Origin of the sequence: Pseudomonas fluorescens (genome assembly GCF_900636825.1) — a bacterium.
GTDB lineage: Bacteria > Pseudomonadota > Gammaproteobacteria > Pseudomonadales > Pseudomonadaceae > Aquipseudomonas > Aquipseudomonas fluorescens_BG.
The window spans coordinates 3,339,428-3,362,515 of the sequence record NZ_LR134318.1; the positions used below are offsets into that span (position 1 = coordinate 3,339,428).

A 23,088-nucleotide genomic window follows, 5' to 3' on the forward strand; every position below is an offset into this window, starting at 1 on the left:
GGACACAAGGACTGCTCCATGACTGCTCTCTCCGACCTCAACGCCCTGCAAGCCAGCATCGCCGAAGCGGTTCTCGGCCAGGACCAAGTCATCCGGCAGATTCTCCTGGGCCTGTTGGCCAATGGGCACTTGCTGCTGGAAAGCCTGCCGGGGCTAGCGAAGACCCGCACGGTGAAGGCCTTGGCCAAGCATCTCGACGCGAAAATGAGCCGCATCCAGTTCACTCCGGACCTGTTGCCTTCGGACATCACCGGTGCCGAAGTGCTGCATCAGGTCGAGGGCAAAAACGAGATTCGCTTTCAGCCAGGCCCGCTGTTCGGCAACCTGATTCTGGCCGACGAAATCAACCGTGCGCCGGCCAAGGTACAAGCGGCGCTGCTCGAGGCCATGGAGGAACGGCAGATCACGGTCGCTGGCAACAGCCATGCGCTGCCGGAGCTGTTCATCGTCGTTGCGACCCAGAACCCGATCGAACAGGAAGGCACCTATCCGCTGCCGGAAGCGCAGATGGATCGGTTCCTGATGAAGGTGCTGCTCGACTACCCGAGCGCGGAAAACGAGAGCCAGGTGCTGCGCCTGCTGCGCAACGAGGAGTTCGCCCAAGGCGCGAGCACCACGCCTGCCAAGAGTTTCAGCCTGCCTCAGGAGGTGATTTTCGCCGCGCGCAAAGAAGTCAGCGCCGTGCACGTTTCGCCGGCCATCGACAGCTACCTGATCGACCTGATCAACGCCACGCGCTATCCCGCCGACTATGACGAAGATCTGGCCCGCTGGATCAGCATCGGCGCCAGCCCGCGCGGCGGCATCGGTCTGGATCGTTGTGCGCGGGCCGATGCGTGGTTGCAGGGTCAGGACTTTGTTTCGCCGGACAACGTGCGCGCGGTGGTGCATCCGGTGCTGCGCCATCGCCTGCAGCTGAGCTACGACGCTGTCGCCGATGGGGTTAGCGCCGATCAGGTGCTGGACCGGATTCTCGACAAAGTGGCGATTCCGGCATGAACGACGAGGGTCTGGTCTACGTCTCTCTCGCGCAACTGATGGCGCTGGAGTTCAAGGCCCGTGACCTGAGTTTTCTCGCCCGTCAGCCACAGGGCAGCATTCTGGCGGGCAACCATGCCTCGCGCCTGCGCGGTCGTGGCCTCAACTTCGACGAGCTGCGCCGTTATCAACCGGGCGACGATTTGCGCCATCTCGATTGGCGTGCCTCGCTGCGTACCGGTAAACCGGTGGTGCGCACCTTCACCGAAGAGCGCGATCGTCCGGCGCTGATCGTTGTCGACCAACGCATGTCGATGTTTTTCGGTTCGCAACGCAGCTTCAAATCTGCGACGGCGGCTGAACTCGCAGCGTTGGCGGCGTGGATGGTGTTTCATGCTGGCGACCGCGTCGGTGGACTGGTTTTCAACGACCGGCGCATCGACAGCATCGCCCCGCTACGCAGCCGCAAGCGCGTCGAAGCGCTGCTCAGCCGGATCGCCGAACAGAACCGCGCGCTGAATGCCGGCAACCCTGATGCCGAGGACGAAGATCAACTCGACAAGGCCTTGCAGCGCTGCCTCGCAGTGGCCGGGCATGATCATCTGCTGTGCATCGTCAGTGATTTCGCCGGGGCCGGTGAACGCACCTTGCAACTGCTGCGGCAATTGTCCGCGCACAACGATGTGATCGCTCTGCAAGTCTACGATCCGATGGCCTTGAAGCTGCCAAGCAACGGCCGCCTGCTGGTGACCCAAGGCGAATTGCAAGTTGAACTGGCCATCGAGAAACGCAACGTGCATCAGCCGCTGGGCGACTTTCTCAGCGGTCGGCTGAACGACGTGGCTACCCTGCTGCGCCGCAGTCAGGTCCCCTTGATGATGATCAGCACCGCCGAGGAGGCACATGCGCAACTGCGCGCCGAACTGGGCAAAAGTGCCGGAGCACGGCGGTGAATCCGAATATTCCCAGCATTGATCAACTCAAGGAGTTGGGCCTGCCTGCTCCGATCAGCTATGCGCCGCAGACTTGGGGCTGGTGGGTATTGCTGGCGGTACTGATGCTGGCGGCGCTGTGGATTGGCATGCGGCGGTATTGGCAATGGCGGCGAGATGCCTACCGACGTGAAGGGCTCGAGCGCTTGGCGCAGTTGCGCAGCCGCAGTAATGACCTCAATGCGCTGCGCGAATTACCTGAACTGCTCAAACGCGTGGCACTGTCGATGCCAACCCAAAACCAACGCTGGAACCCCATCCTTGTGGGAGCGAGCCTGCTCGCGAAGAAGCCGGCCCATTCAACACCCTCTGTGCCCGACACACCGCGTTCGCGAGCAGGCTCGCTGCCACAGGGGGTTGCGGCGTTGGGAAAAGAGGATTGGCAATCCTTCCTGCAGCAGCACAGCAAAAAACAACTGCCGGCCGAATTCAGCGCACAACTGGCACAACTCGCCTACGCCCCCGACGACGCCCTGCGCACCCTTCCCGCAGCGCAGCGCGAGGCACTGTTCGACACCTGCGAACACTGGGTGGAGCATCATCATGTGGCAGCTTGAGTACCCGTGGCTGTTGCTGTTGCTGCCGCTGGCCTGGCTGGCCTATCGATACCTGCCCGTCTACAGCGAGGCGCGCAGCGCGGTGCGGGTGCCTTTTTTCGCCGCCATGAGCCGCGCTGTCGGCGAGGCGCCGAGTCAGGCCGGCAGTCGCCGCAATGTCTGGCAGTTACTCCTGAACCTGCTGGTCTGGGCACTGATTCTGTTGGCTGCGGCGCGCCCGGTGTTCATCGAAAAACCAATCCTGCGGCAGCAACCGGTGCGCGATCTGATGCTCGCCATCGACATCTCGCAATCGATGGAAACCGAAGACTTCAGCGACGCCAACGGAGACAAGATCAATCGTCTCGCCGCCGTTAAAGACGTCGTCCAAGGTTTCATCGACAAACGCAAGGACGACCGGATCGGTCTGATCGTGTTCGGCAGCGGCGCTTACCCGCAGGCGCCATTGACCCTCGACCACGCCAGCCTGTCGCTGCTGCTGGCTGACACGGGTATCGGCATGGCCGGCCCCAATACTGCGATCGGCGATGCCATCGGCTTGAGCCTGAAACTGCTCGATCAGGCCCACGAACAGGAAAAAGTCCTGATCCTGCTCACCGACGGCAACGACACCAGTAGCGCGATCACCCCGGATCACGCCGCCGAGATGGCCGCCAACAAGGGCGTGATCATTCACACCATCGGCATCGGTGATCCGAGCGCATCCGGTGAAGCCAAGGTCAATCTGTCGGGGCTCGAACAGATCGCCCGTGCCACCGGTGGCCAGTTTTTCCGCGCCGAAGACCGCACGGCACTGGATCGGGTTTACAGCACGCTCGATCAGCTCACGCCGCATCAGGTGCAAACCCTCAGTCATCAACCGCAGCGTGAACTGTTCCATTGGCCGCTGGGCGCAGCACTGGTGTTGCTGGCGCTGTATCAGCTTGGCGCCCTGCTGCGCCCTCGCCTGTCACTCGCACGCCAGCGACAGGAGGTTTGAGATGGACATCAACCTCAGTGACTTCCACTTCCTGCGCCCGGCCTGGCTTCTGGTGGCGCTGGCCGCTGCGCTGCTGCCGTTGCTCTGGCGCCGCAGTCGCGATCTGCAACGGCGACTGCGCGGCAACATCGCCGCGCATCTGCTGCCACACCTGTTGATCACCCCGCAGGACCACCAGCGCCTGCGCCCGGTGCATCTGCTTTGCGCCGTGCTCATCCTCGGCGCAGTTGCCGCTGCCGGGCCGACCTGGGAACAGGATCGACCGGACTTTCTGGAAAATCGCGCACCGCTGATTCTGGCCGTTGACCTGTCACCATCGATGGATGCCAGCGATGTGCAGCCGACGCGTCTGGAAGCCGCCAAGCACAAGATCCACGCGTTGATTCAGCGCCGGGCCGGCGCGCGCACGGCGTTGATCGCTTATGCCGGCAGCGCGCATCTGGTGCTGCCGCCGACCGATGATCCAGCGCTGCTCGACACTTTCATTCAAGCCTTGGGCACCGGCCTGATCGACAAACCGGGCAAGGACGTCGGCGCGGTGATCGAACAAGCCAAACGCTTGCTGAGCGCTGAAAAAACCCCGGGCAGCCTGCTGCTGATCACCGACGGCGCCGACACCGCACAACTCGATGGCCTCGACGAGCACTTGCGCGGCAGCCCCTTGCAAGTGCTGGTGCTGGCTGTCGGCAACGAAGACGGCGGGATCATTCGCGACAGCGGCGGCCAGCCGCGCAGCGATGCCAACGGTCGTCCGGAACTGGGCAGTTTCGATCAAGCGGCGATCAAACAATTGGCCTCGGCACTGGATGCGCCGCTCGGCAGTCTGACCCTGAACGACGATGATCTGGACTGGATCGAGCTGCACGCCCAACAACACTTCCAGAGTGCCAGCGCCGAGCAGCGTGAACTGCACTGGAAAGATGCCGGTTACTGGCTGTGCTGGCCGCTGCTGTTATTGGCATTGTTCAGCGTGCGCAAAGGCTGGAGCGTCAACTGGATGCCCGCACTCGCATTGGCCGTAGGGCTTGGCTGGCCAGCGGCACCGGCTCAGGCCAACGCGTTGACCGATGCGTTTTTCACCCGTGATCAGCAAGGCCGCTGGGCCTTTGAGCATGAGCATTTTCCGCAAGCGGCCGCACTGTTTGTCGACCCATACTGGAAAGGTGTCGCCGCGTATCACGCAGCCGATTATGACCTTGCGCTCGCGACGTTCGCGCGACTGGACAGCGCACAGGCTTATTTCTATCTGGGCAATATCTACGTGCGCCGCTTCAAGTTCGATGAGGCCATCGCGGCTTACACCCAGGCGTTGAAACTGCAGGCGCAATTCCCCGAAGCGACGGCCAATCTGGCGCTGGCGCAGGCGCTGCTCAAAGACACTGAAAGCGCCGAAAAGAATGCACCGGAGGTCAAACCCGACGAGGTCAAATTCGACAAGGCGCCGGGCAAGGGCCAAAGCAAAAAAGTCGCGACCGAACAAGCGGCGTCCGATGCATTGTGGTTGCAGAACCTGACCACCTCACCGGCGAAGTTTCTCCGGCAGAAGTTCAGCTTGCAGGACAGGCAGGAGGCCCGGCCATGAACCGAGTTCTGGCCTTCGCGAGCAGGCTCGCTCCCACAGTGGGCCTGCGGTGTAAACGAGACCGGTGTGGGAGCGAGCCTGCTCGCGAAAGGGCCGGATCATTCAACACCGGATTCGGCACCCTGCTGATCGGACTGCTCAGCCTAAATGCCCTGGCCGCCGAGCCGCAGCTTAAAGTCCAGGCCCATCTGCAACCCGCCGAAGGCGCAATGGTCGGGGGTCTGGTCGAACTGCAAGTCGATGTCCTCACCGATACCTGGTTCACCAGCGCTGCCACCCTGCCCGACCTCACACTCGACGGCGCCTTGGTCGTGCCGCCGAACGGCCAGGCCGAGCACCTCAACCAAACCTTCGACGGACAATCCTTCAGCGGTTTGCGCTACAGCTATCTGATCACCCCGAATGTCGCGCAAACCTATGCTGTTCCGGCTCTGACCATCCGCGCCACACCGGGTCAGGCCGCCGCTGAAATCACTGCGCAGACCGCGCCAGTGCAGTTCAGCGCCAGCCAACCGCCGGGCTTCGAAGCCGGAGAAACGCCGTTGGTGGCCAGCGGTTTGCGCTTTACCCAGAACGTGGTCCATTCAGCCAATCCGCTCAAAGTCGGCGACAGCATTACCCGCCAGTTGACCTTGCAGGCCGACGGCGCACTGGCAATGGCCTTGCCCGTGCCAGCGCTGGGCGATGTCGCCGGGCTCAGCCGTTACCTGAAAAACCCGCAGGTCAGCCGCCTCGATGACGGGCGCGGCGCGGTACTCGGTGGGCAACGCATCGACAGCGTCAGCTATCGCGTGGAAAAGGCCGGCACCTACACCCTGCCAGCGATCGAGGTGAAATGGTGGGACTCAAGCGCCGGAAAAACGCGTATGGCCCAAGTTCCGGCCGTGTCGTTCGACGCGCAGGCGAACACCGCTTACCAACCGGTGTTCTCGATTACCGAAGATCTCAAGCAGCTTGGCCAGAATCGTGTGTATTTCTCCATGCGTTGGCTGGCGTGGTTGGGCCTGTTCCTGGCGCTGATTGTCGCTGGTTATCTGGCTCGCCCGCTCGTCGCTCGCGGCCGCCAACGCTGGCAGGCGCGCAAGCGCGCACGGCAATTGGCCTGGGAGCAATCTGCCGACGCTGCGTGGCAACGCGTCAATCCGCAACTGCAGCAAAATCCGGCGCAATTGACGGCGCTGTATCTCTGGCTGCGGCGCAGTCGACTGGGCCTGAAACTGGTGGACGTCGGCCCGCGTTTGCAAGGGCTGCTGCGGGGGCTTTACGGCCGACAACCGACCACTGAGCAAACACTGGTTCAACTGCGCGAATCTTTGACTACGCTTCACAGTCTGGCCGAACAGCAGCGCGATAGACCGGCCCCGGCCCTGCGCCCGCTCAATCCCGTTCACGAGAAGGATTTCCCATGACGAACCCGATGCTGCATCGCCAACGTTTCGGACTCGCCCTGTTGTTCAGCCTCGCCCTGCCCCTGCTCGCTCAGGCCAGCGAGCCGCTGCCGTCGTGGAACAACGGCCCGGCAAAGAAAAGCATTATCGAATTCGTCGAGGCGGTCACCGATCAGGGCAGCAAGGATTTCGTCAAACCGGCCGAGCGCATCGCCGTGTTCGATAACGATGGCACCCTGTGGAGCGAGCAACCGGCGTACTTCGAGTTGCTGTTCGCCCTCGACGAGGTCAAGCGCAACGCGGCGCAGCACCCGGAATGGAAAACCACCCAGCCGTTCAAAGCCGTGCTGGAAAATGATCACAAAGCACTCGCCGCTTCGGGCATGGACGGTTTGCTGAAGATTGTTCGCGCCACCCACGGCGGCATGACCACCGAGGCGTTCGACGATTACGCCAAGACCTGGTTGAGCCAGGCGCGCCATCCGAAAACCGGCAAGCCCTACACCGAGATGATCTTCCAGCCGATGCTGGAAATGCTCGATTACCTGCGCAGCCAGGATTTCAAGACTTACATTGTTTCCGGTGGCGACACCGGGTTCATGCGCGCCTTTGCCGAGAAAGTGTATGGCATCCCGCCGGAACAGGTGATCGGCACTACGTTCGTCACAAGCTTTGAGTACAAGGACGGCAAGGCTTCGATCGTGCGCGATCCGAAAGTCGCGCACAACGACGACGGCCCGGGCAAGCCGGTGAGCATCGATGCGGTCATCGGTCGGCGGCCGATTCTCGCCTTCGGCAACTCCGACGGCGATCTGCAAATGCTGCAATGGACGGCCGCCGGGCCCGGCAAACGCTTCATGGGCCTGGTCCATCACACCGATGCCAAGCGCGAATGGGCCTACGACCGCAAATCCGATATCGGCCGACTCGACAAGGCCCTCGACGAAGCGAATTCCCGTGGCTGGACCGTGGTGGACATGGCGTCCGAATGGCGCCGCATCTACCCCTTCGAGCCACCGGTCACCGAGCAGGTGCAATAAAAGAAAGCGTGATGCAGGACAGCAATAAACGTTTGTCGCAAACAACGACCCCCGCGCAAAGGAGCAAGTCAGATGACTCGCATACGCAAGTGGCTACCGAAACTCGCCCTCGTGGCGACATCGGTGATGGCGCTGTCGGCAACCGCCACAGCGGCTGAAAAACCCAACATTCTGGTGATCTTCGGCGATGACATCGGCCAGACCAATATCAGCGCCTACTCGATGGGTGTGGTTGGCTACAAAACGCCGAACATCGACCGCATCGCCAAAGAAGGCATGATCTTCACCGACTACTACGCCGAGAACAGCTGCACCGCCGGACGATCGTCGTTCATCACCGGGCAGACTCCGTTGCGTACGGGTCTTTCGAAGGTGGGGATGCCAGGCGTGCCGGTCGGCCTGCAGGCCCGCGACGTGACCATCGCCCAGGCATTGAAAGCCCAAGGCTATGCAACCGGCCAGTTCGGTAAAAACCACCTCGGTGACAAAGACGAGTATCTACCGACCAACCATGGTTTCGATGAGTTCTTCGGCAACCTTTACCACCTCAATGCCGAAGAAGAGCCAGAGCGCCCGTACTGGCCCAAGGATGATGCCGAGTTCGTCAAGGCCGCCTCGCCGCGCGGGGTGATCCACAGCTTCGCCGATGGCAAGATCGAAGACACCGGTGCGCTGACCAAAAAACGCATGGAGACCATCGACGACGAAACCACCGCCGCCGCTCAGGCATTCATCGAGAAGCAGGCCAAAGCGGACAAACCGTTTTTCGTCTGGATGAACACCACGCGCATGCACGCCTTCACCCATGTGCGTGAGTCAATGCAGGGCCAGAGCGGCATGATCGGCAACGAGTATGCCGATGGCATGCTTGAGCACGACGGCGATGTCGGCAAGCTGCTGAAAACTCTCGATGACCTGAAACTGACGGAAAACACCATCGTCGTTTACACGACCGACAACGGCCCCAACCAATGGTCGTGGCCGGACGCGGCAACCACCCCGTTCCGCAACGAGAAAAACTCGAACTGGGAAGGCGCGTACCGGGTGCCGGCGATGATTCGCTGGCCAGGCAAGATCAAGGCCGGTGAAGTCTCGACGCAACTGTTCTCGGGTCTGGACTGGTTCCCGACACTGTTGGCAGCGGTGGGCGACATCGACATCAAGGATCGTCTGCTCAAAGGTGCCGACCTCGGCGGCAAGAATTTCAAGGTTCACCTCGACGGTTACAACCAGTTGGATTACCTGACCGGCAAAACCGACAAGAGCGCGCGTAACGAGTTCTACTATTTCAACGATGACGGTGTGCTGGTCAGCATGCGCTTCAACGATTGGAAACTGGTGTTCTGTGAGCAGCGCGCGCCTGGTGGTCTGGAAGTCTGGAGCGAACCGTTCACCTGCCTGCGCGTACCGAAAATGTTCAACCTGCGCATGGACCCGTACGAACGCGCCGATATCGTGTCTGACCAGTACTATGACTGGCTGACGAAAAACGATTATCTGATTTTCGACGGTACTCGTCGGGCTGCGAAATTCCTGCAGACCTTCGTCGACTATCCGCCAAGTCAGCGTCCGGCGAGCTTCAGCATCGACCAGATTCGTGAAGACGTGGACCGTCGCATCGAAGAAAAAATGAAGAAAGCCCAGTAATACCGCCGCCCGCCCTCACCGGCGGACGGACACTATTCCAAACCCGGACGCACCCCTGCAGGAGCTGCCGAAGGCTGCGATCTTTTGATCTTTACCCTGCAAAGATCAAAAGATCGCAGCCTTCGGCAGCTCCTGCAGGGAGTTCGGTCGGTCATTTTGCATAAGGCAATCCGCATGTCGTCACGTATCGCCAGCAAGCCGTCGGCCATACCCGTCCCGCAAACAGCAACCCCGGCCCTGCTCGCCCCCGCGCTGCTGCTGTGCATCTCCGGTGCCGCCGCGCTGGTTTATCAAGTGCTGTGGATCAAGCAACTGTCGCTGGTGGTCGGCGTCGAGGTGTATGCGATCACCACTGGCATCAGCGCGTTTTTCGCAGGCCTCGCCATCGGTGGCTGGTTGTTCGGGCGCTGGGCAGATCGCTTGCAGCAACCGGTTCTGCTCTACGCCGGTCTGGAAGTGCTGGTCGCAATACTCGGCGTCGGCGCGACGTTCGCCATGAGCCTGGCGGCCGGCCCGTTCGCCTGGCTGCAAGGGCACGTTGGTCTGTTGGCCTGGCTTTTGCCATTCGTTTTGGTCGGTTTCCCCGCCGTGCTGATGGGCGGAACGTTGCCGGTGCTGGTGCGCTCGCTGCCAATCGATCCGGGCAAGGCCGGCGGTCAGTTATACGCAGCGAATACCTTGGGCGCGATTGCCGGAACCTTGCTGGCGGCATTCGTGTTGATCGCGACCCTCGGCGTGCGCGGCAGTGCGCTGTTTGCAGCGATGCTGAACCTGTTGGCCGCTGCAGGTGCGATGTGGCTGCAACGCCAGCATCCAGCGCCAATTGGAGCCGCCGTCAGCCATCAATCCGAAAAAGCCCCGGACCGCACTGCGCTTTGGCTTTACTGCATCGCTGGCGGCGTGGCCCTTGGTTATGAGGTGGTCTGGTCGCAATCCATCGTGCAGTTCATGAGTACTCGCACCTACGCCTTTGCCGTGGTGCTGGCGACGTATCTGGCCGGGTTGTTCATCGGCAGCGCCATGCTCGCACGCCGGGTCGAGCGCATCCGCGATCCGTGGGGCGTGTTTGGCTTGCTGATCGCCGGAGCCGGGTTGATCGCCCTGCTGGAGATTGCCTTGCTCGGTCGTTGGCTGGTGATTGCGCAAAGCCAGGCGGAAATGTGGCTGCTGAGCCTGGGCGCCAGCGAACTGATCGGCATGAGCGCACGGTTCGCCGTCGCCGCGCTGAGCATCGTGTTCGTGCCAACCCTGCTGCTGGGCGCGGCATTTCCGCTGGCGCTGCGCCTGAGCGTCGGGCCTGAGCGCGTTGGGCGGGATGTCGGTGCGGTCGTGGCTTTTAACACCCTGGGCGGCATCGTCGGGGTGATGCTCTGCGGCTTTCTGCTGATTCCGCTACTTGGCCTGGTGCGCACCCTCGGTTTGTTGGCGATCATCGCAGCGGGCGTCGGTTACCTCGCGGTGCGCAAGGGCCACGGAGTCAAGAAAGGCCGACGTCAGGCGGTGGTCGCGTTGGGTCTGGTGTCGCTGGCGCTGGCGGTGCTGACACCGGTCGACAAGCTCGCCAGCCTGTTGCCCGGCGCGCGCAACGGCACGCTGGCGTTTTACCAGGAAGGTCGCGGTGGCACCGTCGCGGTGGTTGCTCAGGGGCGTGGCGCGAACACTTTCCATCGTTTGTACATTCAGGGCGTGTCGAACACCGGCGATGCGATGCCGTCGCTGCGCTACATGCGCATTCAGGCGCTGCTGCCGCTGTTGATTCACAACGGCGAACCGCGTTCGACGCTGGTAATCGGGTTCGGCACTGGCATTACCGCCGGTGCGATGCTGCGCTATCCGGGGCTGGAACACCGCGTGGTTGCCGAATTGCTGCCGTCGGTGGTCGAGGCTGCGCCGCTGTTCAAGGGCAATTTCGATGCCGCCAGTGATCCCGGCGTGGAGGTGCGTCTGCGCGATGGCCGCCAGGAATTGCTGCGCAGCGCGCAAACCTATGACCTCATCACCCTCGAGCCGCCACCGCCCTCCGCTGCCGGTGTGGTCAATCTGTATTCACGCGACTTTTACCAATTGGCTGCCAGTCGTTTGCAGGCAAACGGCATCGTCGCGCAGTGGTTGCCATTGCCGACGCAGAACATCGATGACTCCCGTTCGCTGGTGCGCAGTTTCCTTGATGTGTTCCCGCATGCTTCGTTGTGGACCAGCGAGTTCCACGAAATGTTGCTGGTGGGTTCGATGCAGCCAATGCCCCTGGATGCCGCGAAGATCACCGAGCGTTTCGCTCAGGACAGTGTGCGCAGCACCTTGCAGGATGTCGGCATCGGTTCAGCCGCCGCACTGCTCGCGACTTGGGTGACCGATCGCGCAGGGCTCGAGCGATTCGCTGGCGACGCACCGGCCGTGACCGACGATCAGCCGCGGATTGAATACGCGCCATGGGTGCGCAGCAAGGAAATTACCCGCGTGCTGCCCGCGTTGCTCGACCTCTACCAGACGCCGCCACTGGTCAATGCCGACGCAGGGTTCATCGAGCGCATGGAAAACCATCGGCAGCGGCTGATGCAGTTTTATCGAGCGAGCCTGCATGCCTATGACGGTGACCGGGATGCGTGGGGGCGAGACATGCAAGAAGTGATGCGCTGGGACGGTGGGAACCCGTACTTTCGCTGGTTTACCGGACAGTGATGTAGCGCCTGTTGCATCGTAATCGCTAGCAGGGCTAGCTCCCACAGGGGTTTGGAATGTTCTCGGAATTCCAAGTGGGAGCCAGCCATGCTGGCGATAGGGCCATCAGGCCCCCGGCATTATTTGGACTCAGCTTTGAGCTTCAGATACGTCTGATGCATGTCCGCTGCCCAACCATCGATCACCGCTTTGAAGTCGTCGGCTTTCATCGCCTGAGAGTCATTTTCCAGCGTTTTGCCGGCGCCTTTGCGCACCACTTGAGCGACGACGTGGTTGCTCGCGCCATCCATGAACACCGCTTCGGTGGCCAGGGTGGTGTCCTGATCGCGGATGCCGGTGGCGGTGCTCACTGCAGCGGCGACCAACGCAATCGGGATCACCTCGTACACATGCAGACCTTCAGTCTTGCTGCTCACTGCGGTGATTGCCGGGCGCACCACGATCACGCCAGGCCCCGGCCCCGTCGCCAATGGCAGCGATTTGCTCAACTCACGTTTGAGTGCCTGATCGTAGTAGTTGGTGATGCCATTGAGGGTTTGCTGGGAGATTTTTGCGGTCGGTTGTGGTTTCGGATAAAGCTGGCTGGGCTCGACGTAAACGCTGGAGAATTTGCTGATATCGAGCTTCGGATCCATCCAGCGCATCACTTCGGCACCGGATGGTGATTTGGTCTCTTTGAGCTGGCTGTAATCCTTGAGAAAGCCGGAGTACTCATCGGGAGCGACGGTTTTGCTGGAACAACCCACCACGCCGAGCGTGGCAATGCACAACGTGCCGACCATTGCTGCTAGCTTCATGCTGTAACTCCTGTCAGAAAGCCGAAAACTTTGTAGAGGGGGAGTTACAGGTATAGCTAAACCTTCGGCAAATGCGATTACAAATTACAAAGTTCACGCAAGCCTGTGCGAAAGATCACAACGGTCATTTGACAGATGTCGGCCATCCGGCAAAGCTGCATCGAGCTTTAACGCACGCCAGACGGCAAATGCACCTGGACTACGGAAGTCGCAATGCCCAAGCATAAAAACAAAGCCGCATCCCCTGAGCCTGATTCGTCCCGACCGTCACTTGCGAAATATCTGTTTCCGATCACCATCGGCGTGCTGCTGGCTGCCGTTGTCGGGATCGGCTGGTTCTTGTTCGGCCCCGCTCCGGTTTCTGCGCCAGTGCAGGCGCCAACTTCAGGCAAAGCAGCATCGCCGGCCAACACGCCGGCACCTGTCGCACCCAAATCAGAGCCGATTGCAATGAAGCCGGCAACCATGGTCGATGAGCAGCAATGCCAGGGCTGCCACACCGAACAAGCCAAGGATTGGCAAGGCTCGCATCATCAATTGGCCATGCAACCGGCCAACACCGAAACCATGCTGGGCGACTTCAACAACGTCACGTTCAAGGCCGAAAAAGAGACCACGCGCTTCTCGCGCAAGGGCGAAGAGTTTTGGGTGAATGCGCCTGGGATTGACGGCAAGAATGCAGATTTCAAAGTCGCCTATACCTTTGGTATCGCACCGTTGCAGCAATACCTGATCGATGTCGGCGGCGGACATCTGCAGGCCCTTGGCGTGGCGTGGGATACCGAAAAAAATCGCTGGTTTCATCTCTACGCCGGCCAGGGCGTCAACTTCAAGAATCCGCTGCACTGGAGCAAGCCCAGTCAGAACGCCAACTTCATGTGCGTCGAATGCCACACCACCGGGTTCAAGCGCGATTTCGACGCAGCGAGCAACACCTTCAACAGTCAGTGGAACAGCCTCGGTGTCGGCTGTCAGGCCTGTCATGGCCCGGCGTCCAGCCACTTGGAGTGGACGCGGAAACAAGGCGATCTGATCCATAAAGGCTTCGCCGTTGACCTCCAGGACAAGAACGCCACCGTCGAGCTCGAAACCTGCGCGCGCTGCCATGCGCGTCGTGCGCCGTTGGGCGATGGCTACACCGTCGGCAACCGCTTGATGGACGATTATCTGCCGAGCACCCTCACCCGCGAACTGTATGCACTGGATGGCAAGATCAAGGATGAAGTGTTCGAACACGGCTCATTCCTGCAAAGCAAAATGTTCGACAAAGGCGTGCGCTGCAGCAACTGCCACAACCCGCACAGCAACGAACTGAAAGCGCCAGGTAACGCGGTATGCCTGCAATGCCACAACACCGCAGGCAAAACCTCCATCGAAGGCGTCGATGGCAAGGGCCTGCAAGCGAAGAATTACGATTCCATCGAACACACTCGCCACACCATGGGCCAGCCTGGCTCCCAGTGCGTGGATTGCCACATGCCCGGCAAGTTCTACATGGGTAACGACTTCCGGCATGACCACAGTTTCAGCATTCCCCACCCCGAGCGCGCGCAAAAACTTGGCGCACCGGACGCTTGCCTGACGTGTCATCAGGGCAAGGCCGGCGACAAGGTCACCGCGCAGTTCAAGCTGTGGAACGCTGCAACGGACGCGCAGGCGCCACGTTACGACGAAAGCCTGTGGCTGATCCGCAACGGCCAGCCCGGCGCTGCCGATGCGTTGTATGGGCAGTTGCAACGCAGCAACTTGCCGGCAATTCAACGGGCGACATTGCTCACGGAGCTGCCGCTGTATCCGAGCGAACAAGCGCTGAAACTGGCCACGCAGGATCTGCAGAATCCGCAGCCTCAGGTGCGTGAAAGCGCAGTGCGGGCGATCAGCGCGTTTTTGCCGCCAGCGGAACGTGCGCCGCTGCTGACGCCGCTACTGGCCGATCCGGTGAAAGCCGTGCGCATCGTTGCGGCGCGAGATCTGCTGAGCGTTGCGCGCAACAACGGATTGGGCGCGGCGCAAGCCAACTGGGACGCGGCGATTGCCGAATACGAAGCTGTACAGAAAAGTCTGCTCGAACGTGCCGAAGCCAATCTGAACCTGGCAATGCTTTATCAGGCCAGTGGCCGCAGCGGCGAAGTCGAGAGGTTGCTGCGTGCAGCGCTCAAGCGCGATCCGGACTTCTACCCGGCGCTGGTGACCCTGGTGCAATGGCTGGAGGCCAATGGGCGTATTCCTGAAGCACAACAGTTGTTGGACGACAGCCTCAAACAACACCCGGACGCGGCGCTGTTGCAGCACACTCGCGGCTTGTCACTGATCCGCGCCGGCAAGGCTGGCGAGGCCATGGGCGCGCTGCGCAAAGCCGCGCAACTGGAGCCGCAGAATGCGCAGTACGGCTATGTATTGGCGGTGGCGCTGCACGAGAGCGGTAACGTCGATGAGGCCTGCGCCATCCTTGAGGGCTTGCTCAAAGCGCAACCGGCGAACCGCAATGCGCGGTTGTCGTTGATCCAGTGGTATCTCGACAGTGGCCAGGAGCCCAAGGCGCAAGTGCTGCTGCAGGGCTGGAAGAAAATGAACATGGGGGATCCGGCGCTGAAGTGACCGTGCAGAGATACAACGGTGACCTGTTGATCGTTCCCACGCTCCGCGTGGTAACAATCAGGTCTTCGCTGTATCTCCTGCTGACACAGGCTTGTGGCGGGGCTCAGGCTTTCAGCATCACCACGACGAACTCTCGCCGCTGCGCAGCGCGATCTCCCGCCGGCTATTGATGTGCATCGCCTTGATCAGCGACACGGTGCCCACCAGCAGAATCGCCGCACCGAACAGGAAGTCGATGTTGTACAGCTGGAAATCCTGCACCGGCCCGATCAGCAGCCCGCGAACCACGGCAACGCCGACCAGCGTGGCGAGGAAATCGATCCCCGGTTGCTCACGGTAAAACACCAGCAACAGCGGCAGGCACAGGACCACAAGCAACGACAGCACGACCACTTTGAATGAAGCTTTGCGCTCGACACTGAACGCACACTCGTGCGGCCCGTACGGCTTGTAATCGTCGTCGCGAATCATCGAATTGTTTTCGTTGATGTAGTCGACGCGGTTGTATTTCTGGATCGGCGTGAAGGTGTTGGACATCTCCATCAGCGTGGTGATGTTCTTGAAGCGCAGATCGACGCGCTCGCTGCCCTTGAGGTAATAGAGCACCGGTTTATAGCCGTAGCGATAAGTGTCAAAAGGGAATTCCGTTACCTGGCCACGAACGCCGATCGGACGCGTTTCGAGCTCGGCGTAGGCGCTTTTGTTGGTGGCGGAAAGGTTGCGGCTCAGCGGCTGCACCTTCACCTGCTCAAGGAAAATCGGCGTGACGCCATAGGACCATTGCAACGGTTCCAGACGCAGGCGCAGTTCGTTACGGCTCAGGTCATAGCGATTGAAGGTGCGTTCGGAAACCACCACTGCACCGCTGAGCATGAATTCGCCGCGCAGGTTGTTGGTGATGCGCAAGGTCAGTTGATCCTTGCCTGACAACGCCGCATCCGCAGACGGTGGTGTGCCGCACCACGCGGTACTTTCGCCGACTCCGCCGAGTTGGCCGTCGCGACTTTCCTTGAACACATAAAAGTAACTGGCCCACAGCGTCAGCATTAACAGCAACGCCGTGAGACCGAGGATTTTTTTGCCCGGACTCACTGATCAGACTCCCTTCTTCGGTTCCATCGTCCAGCCGAAAACCCGCTGGCGACGGCGACTCTACCAAAAGGCCACCATCGACCCAAGGTAAAATGCCGGATTGGCGACGAGCCTAAGGGTTTCCCCGGTATTCGCCTTCTCGCCTGTAGGAGCGAGCCTGCTCACGATAGCGGTGTGTCTGTCGCCTCAACTGCAAGCTGACCCGCTGCTATCGCGAGCAGGCTCACTCCTGCGGGAAGAACCCGTGAATCCCTAAGTTCTAGGCACGATCCCGCGGGATCAGACTTTGCAACTGCTGCGCCAGAAAGTTCGCGTCGAACACAAACGTATCCGGATCCTTCAAGCCATTCGTCTTGCGCCACTGCCACTCGCCGTCCGCCAGGCCGACCAGCGAAATGCTGCCGTAGCGCGCCGCCGTCAGCCCCATGACTGCCAGGGAAATCTGCCCGCCACTGCCCATCACATCCGGAACAAATTCCACCGGTTTGCCGGCAATTACTATGCTGAGCTTTTCGCTCTTGAAGGTTGAGGTTTCCACCGCCACGCTCGGACCGAACGCGACGTAAGCGTCGCGGCTCACTTCCAGCAGATTCGGCGCCTTGACCGGCTCGAGCCATTGCTCGATCTGGTCGAACAGCGCGGCAATGCGCGTGGTCCATGCTGCCGATTGCGTGGTGAACAGTTGCTTTTTGTGCGCTTCGCTTTCGGCATAGTGGCGAAGCATCTCGCCCAATTGCTCTACGTCATTCATTGCGGTGTTCCTCGGAAAGGACCTGCGAACCCGGATAGTGGCAGATCCTGGCCTCGGCGTACGTTTGAGCTGCACCCGCCGAAGAAGATGCACAGTTGTGTGAAAGATCAGCGGTACAGTCCTTGGCTGCTGGCATCGGCGGGAAAACACAAGGAAACTCCGGGCAGACCTGAGTTTCCGATACGAGTCACTACCCGAGGAAATCCAATGCGCACCATCGGCCTGATCGGCGGCATGAGCTGGGAATCCAGCGCCGAATACTATCGACTGATCAATCAACACGTTCGCGATCGCCTCGGCCCGCTGCGCTCGGCGCAGTTGCTGATGTACAGCGTCGATTTCGGCCCGGTCGAACAGGCCCAGCACGCCGGGCGCTGGGACGATGCGGCAGCGATTCTGGTGGATGCGGCGCGCCGGCTCGAGGCTGGCGGCGCCGATTGCGTGGTGCTGTGTACCAACACCATGCACAAGGTCGCGGAACAGATTCAGGCCGCTGTCAGCATCCCGTTCTTGCACATCGCCGAACCGGCGGCCCAAGCAGCGCTGGACATCGACGCACGCACGGTCGGGCTACTCGGCACCGCGTTCACCATGGAACAGGACTTTCTCAAGCGACGCCTGCTCGAGCAGGGATTGACGGTTCTAATGCCGGATGCGGCTGAGCGCAAGGATGTCCACCGGATCATTTACGACGAATTGTGTGTCGGTGTGATCAGCGAACAATCCCGACAAATCTACCAGCGCGTCATCGAATCCCTGACCGCCCGTGGCGCGCAGGCCATTATTCTCGGCTGCACCGAAATCGGCCTGTTGGTCAAACCCGAACACAGCGCCCTCCCCCTGCTCGACACCACCGAGTTGCATGCGCAATCGGCGGTGGCGTTCGCACTGGGCGACTAAGTTTGTGCTCGGGCATGACGGATCCTTCCTGGATCGATGTGTGGCCGATCACTCTAAACCGATCAACCATTGTCTGGCGAATATCAAAATGTGAGAGCGAGCCTGCTCGCGAAAGCGGTGTGTCAGGCGACAGAGATGTTGAATGTCAGATTGCTTTCGCGAGCAGGCTCGCTCCCACAGGGATGGACGTCAGCGCTGGAACCATTCGTGCCGCTCAGCGAAGGTGTGGTGGATGAGGTCGGTCAGGATCTGCACTTCGGCCACTTTCTGCGATTCGGCGTTCACCGCCAGCCACGCCTGCAATTGCATCGGTTCTTCAAACAACCCCGGTAACGCGATCAGTCCACGGTCGAAACGGCTCATGTATGTCGGCAGCAAACCGATGCAAGCGCTGCAGCGGATCATCTCCAGCATCAGCTCATACGATTGCATACGCACGACCCCGGCCAGGCGCTGTTCGACCAGCTCGTTCCACGGTCGAAAGCTGTCGACCTGTCGGTCGTGTTGCCATTGCACCAGCATGAAATCGGCGAGGTCATCGCGGCTGTTCGGGCGCGCGGTGACGCGCGAGTAGCGTTTGGCGATGTGCGGCAGATAATTCAGAGAAGCCAGTCGCTGCGGCTGAGAAACGGCGAAGGCCGGAACTTGACCTGGTCTGTCGCCGTAGGCCAGCCACAGGACGATGTCGGCACTGACGGCGCGCAAGGACAATTCGCTGTCGAGCGCGATGATCTCCAGCCGCACACTGGCGTTGCGCCGCAGCAATGCAATGAGATCGCGGCCGAGGATGTCATGCAGGATCGATTCGGCGATCGCCAGGCGAACCAGCGGTTGTTCAACCACGGGCAGTTTGCGCTCATTGGCCAACGCGACCAGTCTGGCGTGCAATTGCTGGCCTTCTCGGGTCAGGCTCAGGGCGCTGCCCTGGAAGCTGAACAGCGAATGTTGCAGGTGTTGCTCCAGTTGCGCGAGTTGCTTGCGTAGCAAAGTCGAACGGACGTTGAGGCTGCGCGCCGCTTGCATGAAGCAGCCACACCGGGCGCTGACGAGAAAGTACTGCGCGACTTCGCTGTCAATGCTCGCCGCCTGGCTGAGCCACGTTTCAGGTCTGGTTTCCGGCGACCGGTAATCGCTGATATTCGCGCGTCCTGCGGGTTCGGTGAATGACATCGATGACTCCCTGTCGATCTTTGTATTTACGCAGTATCCCTGTAGGAGCTGCGGCACGCTGCGATCTTTTGATTTTCAAAAAAAGTCAAAAGATCGCAGCCTCGTTTCACTCGTCAGCGCCTACAGAGACGAGGAGTGTCATCTCCCCATTATTTTGTTGAGTTCGGCACCGTCGATGCTCAAGGTCGCGGTGTTGAGCATGCCGTCCAGATAGGCCTGGGCGATTTGCTCCTGGCGCTGGGCGCGCAACGCTTGGGTCAGTTGATCGCGCAGTTCATCCAGCGTCGCAGCGCGGGCCGGTTGTTGCTCGGTGAGTTTGATCACATGGAAACCGGCAGCGCTTTGTACCGGATCAGACACAGCGCCGACCTTGAGCCGCGTCACCGCTCCACGCACTTGCGGTACCAGTTGCTGCAGCGGTTGCAGCCCGGTGTCACCGCCCTGCTGCGCTGTGACCCGATCCTGCGAATACTGGTTCGCCAACGCGGCAAAATCTTCCGGCGCCGACTGCGCTTTCTTGCTCAACTCAACCGCCTGTTTGCGCACCGTTTCCAGATTCGCGTCATCAGCTACCCCAAGGAAAATCTGACTGACCCGGTACAGCGCAGGCGTTTGCCAGTTTGCCTTGCCGGCGTCATACGCCTGCTGCAATTGAGCCGCACTCGGATATTCCGCCGGCACCTGACTCACCGAGCGCAGATAATCGCGAAAGACGATTTGCTCGGTTGCCGCGCGGGCTTGCCGGGCGACATCCGGGCGCTGCGCCCAGCCCTGTGCGTCAGCCTGTTCCAGCACTGCTTTTTCAGCGAGACGCGTACGGATCCAGCGCTCCAGCGCGTCACGATTGCCGCGCAGTTGCCCGCGAGTTTGCTCAGGGACAGTGGCCAGCAACGCCTGCAATTCGTCAGGCGTCACCTGTTGATTGCCCAACCGCGCCACCGCCGGTCCCGCTGCGGTCACCGACATGGGCTGCTGAGCGGCGACCGGATCACTTCCCGGCCGCAGCACCAGCGCCACAGCCACCACCAACACGGCCACCGCTCCGGCACCGATCACCACGGCTGGCTTTTTCACAGCGCGACTTCCTCTTGCTCCGCCACGGCGGCTTTAGCGGTTTGCGCGGATGTGGCCTGGCTGAAGTCGCGCAGATAAACGATGAACTCCTGTAACAGGCGATCCCACAATTCCAGATTGCCGCGCAGGTGATCGTTGCTAACGCCGGCGGCGAGCACCACGTCCATTTCCATCACCAGGAACTCGCCCTGCAACGACAATCGGGCAAAACGCCGCGTGGCGTTCCACTGCTCGGCCACGCCCTGAGGCAAATCACCTTGCACTCGCAGCGCACAGCTGAAGGTGAAATCGACGTAGTTGTCCGGCTCCCTCGCCGGGTTACCGAAGCGCACCGCGTAGCCGATGCCCTGGCTGGCGCTGAGCAACTGGACGATGCCGTTCTGTTCGGTTTCGTTGACGCGATAACCTGCAGCTTGCAGGACTTCGGTGAGGGACTTTGGCGATACGTGGCTGATCAATTGAGTCATGGTGTCTTCCTTGTGTGTCAGTCTTTCAAATCAGTGTGCGAGCGCAGCTTGCGGCGCGTCGAATCGGGTTTTGTAGAGTTCGTCGCCAAAGCCCTGAGCCAGTTCATCGAACTTGACCCGGGCGCTGCCGGCGAAGGGCTGGCGGATCTTCATCACCTCGGCCACGTCGATGTTTTCGTAGGCGGTGAGAATCTGCTTGGCAACGCCGTACATTTGCTGATTTTTGACTGAACATTGCTGCACTTGTGTGTCACGTTCAGTCAATTGCGCTTCAAGCTTCGACCGTTCGGCCTCTTTGGCACGGGCCATCACCAGCAAGTCGTCGTAGGCTTTTTTGAACTTGCCGGTCTGCTCGACGCTGGCCGCTACTTGCGCCCGGGCCTGGTCGTGCAGGTTCTGTTGTTGCCCGGCCAATCGCTCGGCAACGCCTTTGGCCTTCGCCAGTTCAGCGGTCAATTGCTTGATTTGCGCCTGCGCAGCCTTGGCTTCGTTCTGCGCCGCCAGTTGCGCGGCGCTGGCCTGGGCCTGCTGACTTTGCAGGGCCTGCAGTTGTTGAGCGGTGCTGCGCAGTTGCGTGCGCAAGCGTTCTTCCATGCCTTCGGCACTTGCCCCGGTGGCAATCAACATGCCCAGCCCCAACCATAAACAGCGGATTTTCATCACCCTCTCCCGGCGCCTTAGAAGCGCGTGTTGATCTCAAGCTGCAAGACGTCGATATCGAACGGCGCGCCGTACACCGCCTCGGTGCTCAGCCAGCGACCTGTGGCGTAAACATTTTTCGCCAGGCCATAGTTGCCGCCCATGAAATAGCCTTTGGCGTTGGTGCCGCCGAGGTGGAAGGACGAGTCGTTGAAGCCGTCGGGCAAGGCGTCCGGCTGGATGTACTTGTAGCCAGCGAACAGGTTCCAGTCGCCCTTGCGCTTGAGGTCCAGCGAGTTGCCGAGGGTGAACTGCACCATCCACGCATTGGCACCGCTCTCGATGTCGCCGTTGCTGTCGAGGTTGTTGACGATCTGCCCGGCGGAACGCTTGCGCATGTCGCCTTCGTCGTAGCTGAGGTTGTGGATGTAGTTGCCCTGGCTGCGCAGTTTGAAATCCTGTGGCAGGTCGGCGTCCCAGACCACGTTCAAATCCAGCAGGTTGAACTCCGAGGCCAGGCCGACATATTGCGGCTGCGCTGTAGTGCTCGGGTTGAGCGGGTTCGGCGTGATGTCACGCAGCAGGAACACGCTGTTGCCCTTCTGCATGAACGCCGCGCGGCTGCCATCGCTGTCGCAGCCCGGCGCGCCGGCCCACGGCTCGCAAGGGCTGGAGCGTTCGCCTTGAATATCGTCGAAGCGGTAATAAGCGAGTGCGCCCTTGAGACGGTTGTTGCTGTTGATCGCCCACTTGGCGCCGAGTTGTGCGCCATACAGCCATTTGTTGTCGCTCTCTTCCTTGTCGAAACCGTTGCTGCTGGAGGTGTCGTTGGTGTAGTCCACCGGGAACGCGCCGACGGTGCCGAACACGCCCCAATCATGGTTGAGCTTGTGGTCGAAGATAGCCGCGACACCGTCGAAGTTCAGGTCGTTGGAATAGAGCATGTCGGTGGACATGAAAGGGTTGGCGAAGCGCCCGCCGGTCAGCGTCAGCTCATCCGTGGGTTTCCAGTTCAGGTAACCCTGATCGAGCCAGATGTCTTTCTTGGCGAAGCCACCGCCGAGGTTCTGGGTGGTCGACACCGGGTTGTTGTCGGAGCCGGTGCCGATGCGGATACCCGCAGTCCATTCCTCCGAAATCACCGCTTTCATGCCCAGCCGCGCACGCAGGCGGAACTGGTTTTCGCGGTCTTCACGGGTGTTGAGCAACGGCGGCAAACTGGTGCTGCTATTCGGGTTGACGTCGTACGGGCCGTTGTTGTTGAGCTTGGCGAAGTCGACGATTTCGTTGCTGTTGTTGCCCGAGTAGTAACGCGATTCGTCACGCAGACGAATGTCGCCGTCGAAGCTGATCCGCGAGGCCCAGTCCGGGAAGGTATTCGGCGCGGCCCAGTTTTCCTGTTTGGCGGTGGCCATGACCTCGGCTTTGACCTGATCGCGAATCTGGTCGCGCACCGCCGCCGGCACGTACTGCACACGCACATCGCCCGGCGCGGCGACGGGCCCGGCCACTACGGCAGTGGACGCGGCAGCCTGTTTGGCCTGAGCGGCTTCGTTCTGCGCCTGAGCGATCAGCGCGTCAGCCTTGTCCTGTTTCAGAATGCCCTGCTCGACCAGCAAGCGGATCAGATTGATCGTGGCGTTCTCCGAGGGCGCAGGCGCTGCCACGGCCTGACCGACCAGGGTCGCAATGACCATGCCGACCGCCAGGGACAATCGATTCACGTTGGAAATCATCTGCACACAACTCCTTTTGCCG

The 23,088-nt window shown here is 60.9% G+C and carries 19 protein-coding genes; 11 read left to right on the forward strand and 8 right to left on the reverse strand.

Annotated elements, in window-relative coordinates:
* Nucleotides 1-18 precede the first annotated feature (18 nt).
* From EL257_RS14965 to EL257_RS15005, 9 genes are all read left to right on the forward strand, one after another.
* Entirely contained in the window at nucleotides 19-999 is a 981-nt protein-coding gene (locus EL257_RS14965; RefSeq protein ID WP_126363794.1) for an AAA family ATPase, read from the forward strand.
* Nucleotides 996-1,931 carry a DUF58 domain-containing protein gene (locus EL257_RS14970; RefSeq protein ID WP_126363796.1) on the forward strand — a complete coding sequence of 312 codons (936 nt, stop codon included), beginning with the start codon at nucleotides 996-998 and terminating at the stop codon, nucleotides 1,929-1,931. Before EL257_RS14965 ends, EL257_RS14970 begins: the two co-directional genes overlap by 4 nt.
* Nucleotides 1,928-2,527: a DUF4381 domain-containing protein gene (locus EL257_RS14975; RefSeq protein WP_126363798.1), complete on the forward strand. Its 600-nt coding sequence runs from the start codon at nucleotides 1,928-1,930 to the stop codon at nucleotides 2,525-2,527. The genes EL257_RS14970 and EL257_RS14975 overlap by 4 nt, the downstream gene beginning before the upstream one ends.
* Nucleotides 2,514-3,506: a vWA domain-containing protein gene (locus EL257_RS14980; RefSeq protein ID WP_126363800.1), complete on the forward strand. Its 993-nt coding sequence runs from the start codon at nucleotides 2,514-2,516 to the stop codon at nucleotides 3,504-3,506. Before EL257_RS14975 ends, EL257_RS14980 begins: the two co-directional genes overlap by 14 nt.
* 1 nt (nucleotide 3,507) lies before the next feature.
* On the forward strand, nucleotides 3,508-5,088 hold the full coding sequence (locus EL257_RS14985) for a VWA domain-containing protein (RefSeq protein ID WP_126363802.1): 1,581 nt from the start codon (nucleotides 3,508-3,510) through the stop codon (nucleotides 5,086-5,088).
* Entirely contained in the window at nucleotides 5,085-6,497 is a 1,413-nt protein-coding gene (locus EL257_RS14990; RefSeq protein ID WP_126363804.1) for a BatD family protein, read from the forward strand. Before EL257_RS14985 ends, EL257_RS14990 begins: the two co-directional genes overlap by 4 nt.
* Nucleotides 6,494-7,516, forward strand: a complete 1,023-nt coding sequence (locus tag EL257_RS14995) for an HAD family hydrolase (RefSeq protein WP_126363806.1) — start codon at nucleotides 6,494-6,496, stop codon at nucleotides 7,514-7,516. Before EL257_RS14990 ends, EL257_RS14995 begins: the two co-directional genes overlap by 4 nt.
* Before the next feature lie 72 nt (nucleotides 7,517-7,588).
* On the forward strand, nucleotides 7,589-9,163 hold the full coding sequence (locus EL257_RS15000) for an arylsulfatase (RefSeq protein WP_126363808.1): 1,575 nt from the start codon (nucleotides 7,589-7,591) through the stop codon (nucleotides 9,161-9,163).
* Nucleotides 9,164-9,337: 174 nt separating this feature from the next.
* Nucleotides 9,338-11,842 (forward strand): fused MFS/spermidine synthase, encoded by a 2,505-nt coding sequence (locus EL257_RS15005; RefSeq protein WP_126363810.1) that lies wholly within the window; start codon nucleotides 9,338-9,340, stop codon nucleotides 11,840-11,842.
* Between the two features lie 119 nt (nucleotides 11,843-11,961).
* On the opposite strand, the gene EL257_RS15010 is transcribed toward EL257_RS15005, so the two are convergent.
* Entirely contained in the window at nucleotides 11,962-12,639 is a 678-nt protein-coding gene (locus EL257_RS15010; protein ID WP_126363812.1) for a DUF3313 domain-containing protein, read from the reverse strand.
* A 213-nt stretch (nucleotides 12,640-12,852) separates the two neighbouring features.
* Here EL257_RS15010 and EL257_RS15015 point away from each other — a divergent pair, with 213 nt between their 5' ends.
* Nucleotides 12,853-15,237, forward strand: coding sequence for a tetratricopeptide repeat protein (locus tag EL257_RS15015; protein ID WP_126363814.1), 2,385 nt, complete (start codon nucleotides 12,853-12,855; stop codon nucleotides 15,235-15,237).
* A gap of 117 nt (nucleotides 15,238-15,354) precedes the next feature.
* On the opposite strand, the gene EL257_RS15020 is transcribed toward EL257_RS15015, so the two are convergent.
* Complete coding sequence (locus EL257_RS15020) at nucleotides 15,355-16,329, reverse strand: hypothetical protein (protein WP_126363816.1); 975 nt, start codon at nucleotides 16,327-16,329, stop codon at nucleotides 15,355-15,357.
* 259 nt (nucleotides 16,330-16,588) lie between these two features.
* Nucleotides 16,589-17,080 (reverse strand): hypothetical protein, encoded by a 492-nt coding sequence (locus EL257_RS15025; protein ID WP_126363818.1) that lies wholly within the window; start codon nucleotides 17,078-17,080, stop codon nucleotides 16,589-16,591.
* 207 nt (nucleotides 17,081-17,287) lie between these two features.
* Here EL257_RS15025 and EL257_RS15030 point away from each other — a divergent pair, with 207 nt between their 5' ends.
* Nucleotides 17,288-17,980, forward strand: a complete 693-nt coding sequence (locus tag EL257_RS15030) for an aspartate/glutamate racemase family protein (protein ID WP_126363821.1) — start codon at nucleotides 17,288-17,290, stop codon at nucleotides 17,978-17,980.
* Nucleotides 17,981-18,169: 189 nt separating this feature from the next.
* Here the strand turns inward: EL257_RS15030 and EL257_RS15035 are convergent, their stop codons facing one another.
* The 5 genes from EL257_RS15035 to EL257_RS15055 form a co-directional block, all read right to left on the reverse strand.
* Nucleotides 18,170-19,150: a LysR family transcriptional regulator gene (locus EL257_RS15035; protein ID WP_126363824.1), complete on the reverse strand. Its 981-nt coding sequence runs from the start codon at nucleotides 19,148-19,150 to the stop codon at nucleotides 18,170-18,172.
* A gap of 138 nt (nucleotides 19,151-19,288) precedes the next feature.
* A complete protein-coding gene (locus tag EL257_RS15040; protein WP_126363827.1) occupies nucleotides 19,289-20,224 on the reverse strand; it encodes a peptidylprolyl isomerase in 936 nt (311 codons plus the stop codon).
* Nucleotides 20,221-20,691, reverse strand: coding sequence for a YbjN domain-containing protein (locus EL257_RS15045; RefSeq protein WP_126363830.1), 471 nt, complete (start codon nucleotides 20,689-20,691; stop codon nucleotides 20,221-20,223). Before EL257_RS15045 ends, EL257_RS15040 begins: the two co-directional genes overlap by 4 nt.
* Nucleotides 20,692-20,721: 30 nt before the next feature.
* On the reverse strand, nucleotides 20,722-21,351 hold the full coding sequence (locus tag EL257_RS15050; protein WP_126363833.1) for a DNA repair protein: 630 nt from the start codon (nucleotides 21,349-21,351) through the stop codon (nucleotides 20,722-20,724).
* A 17-nt stretch (nucleotides 21,352-21,368) separates the two neighbouring features.
* Complete coding sequence (locus EL257_RS15055; protein ID WP_126363836.1) at nucleotides 21,369-23,066, reverse strand: putative porin; 1,698 nt, start codon at nucleotides 23,064-23,066, stop codon at nucleotides 21,369-21,371.
* Nucleotides 23,067-23,088: the final 22 nt, after the last annotated feature.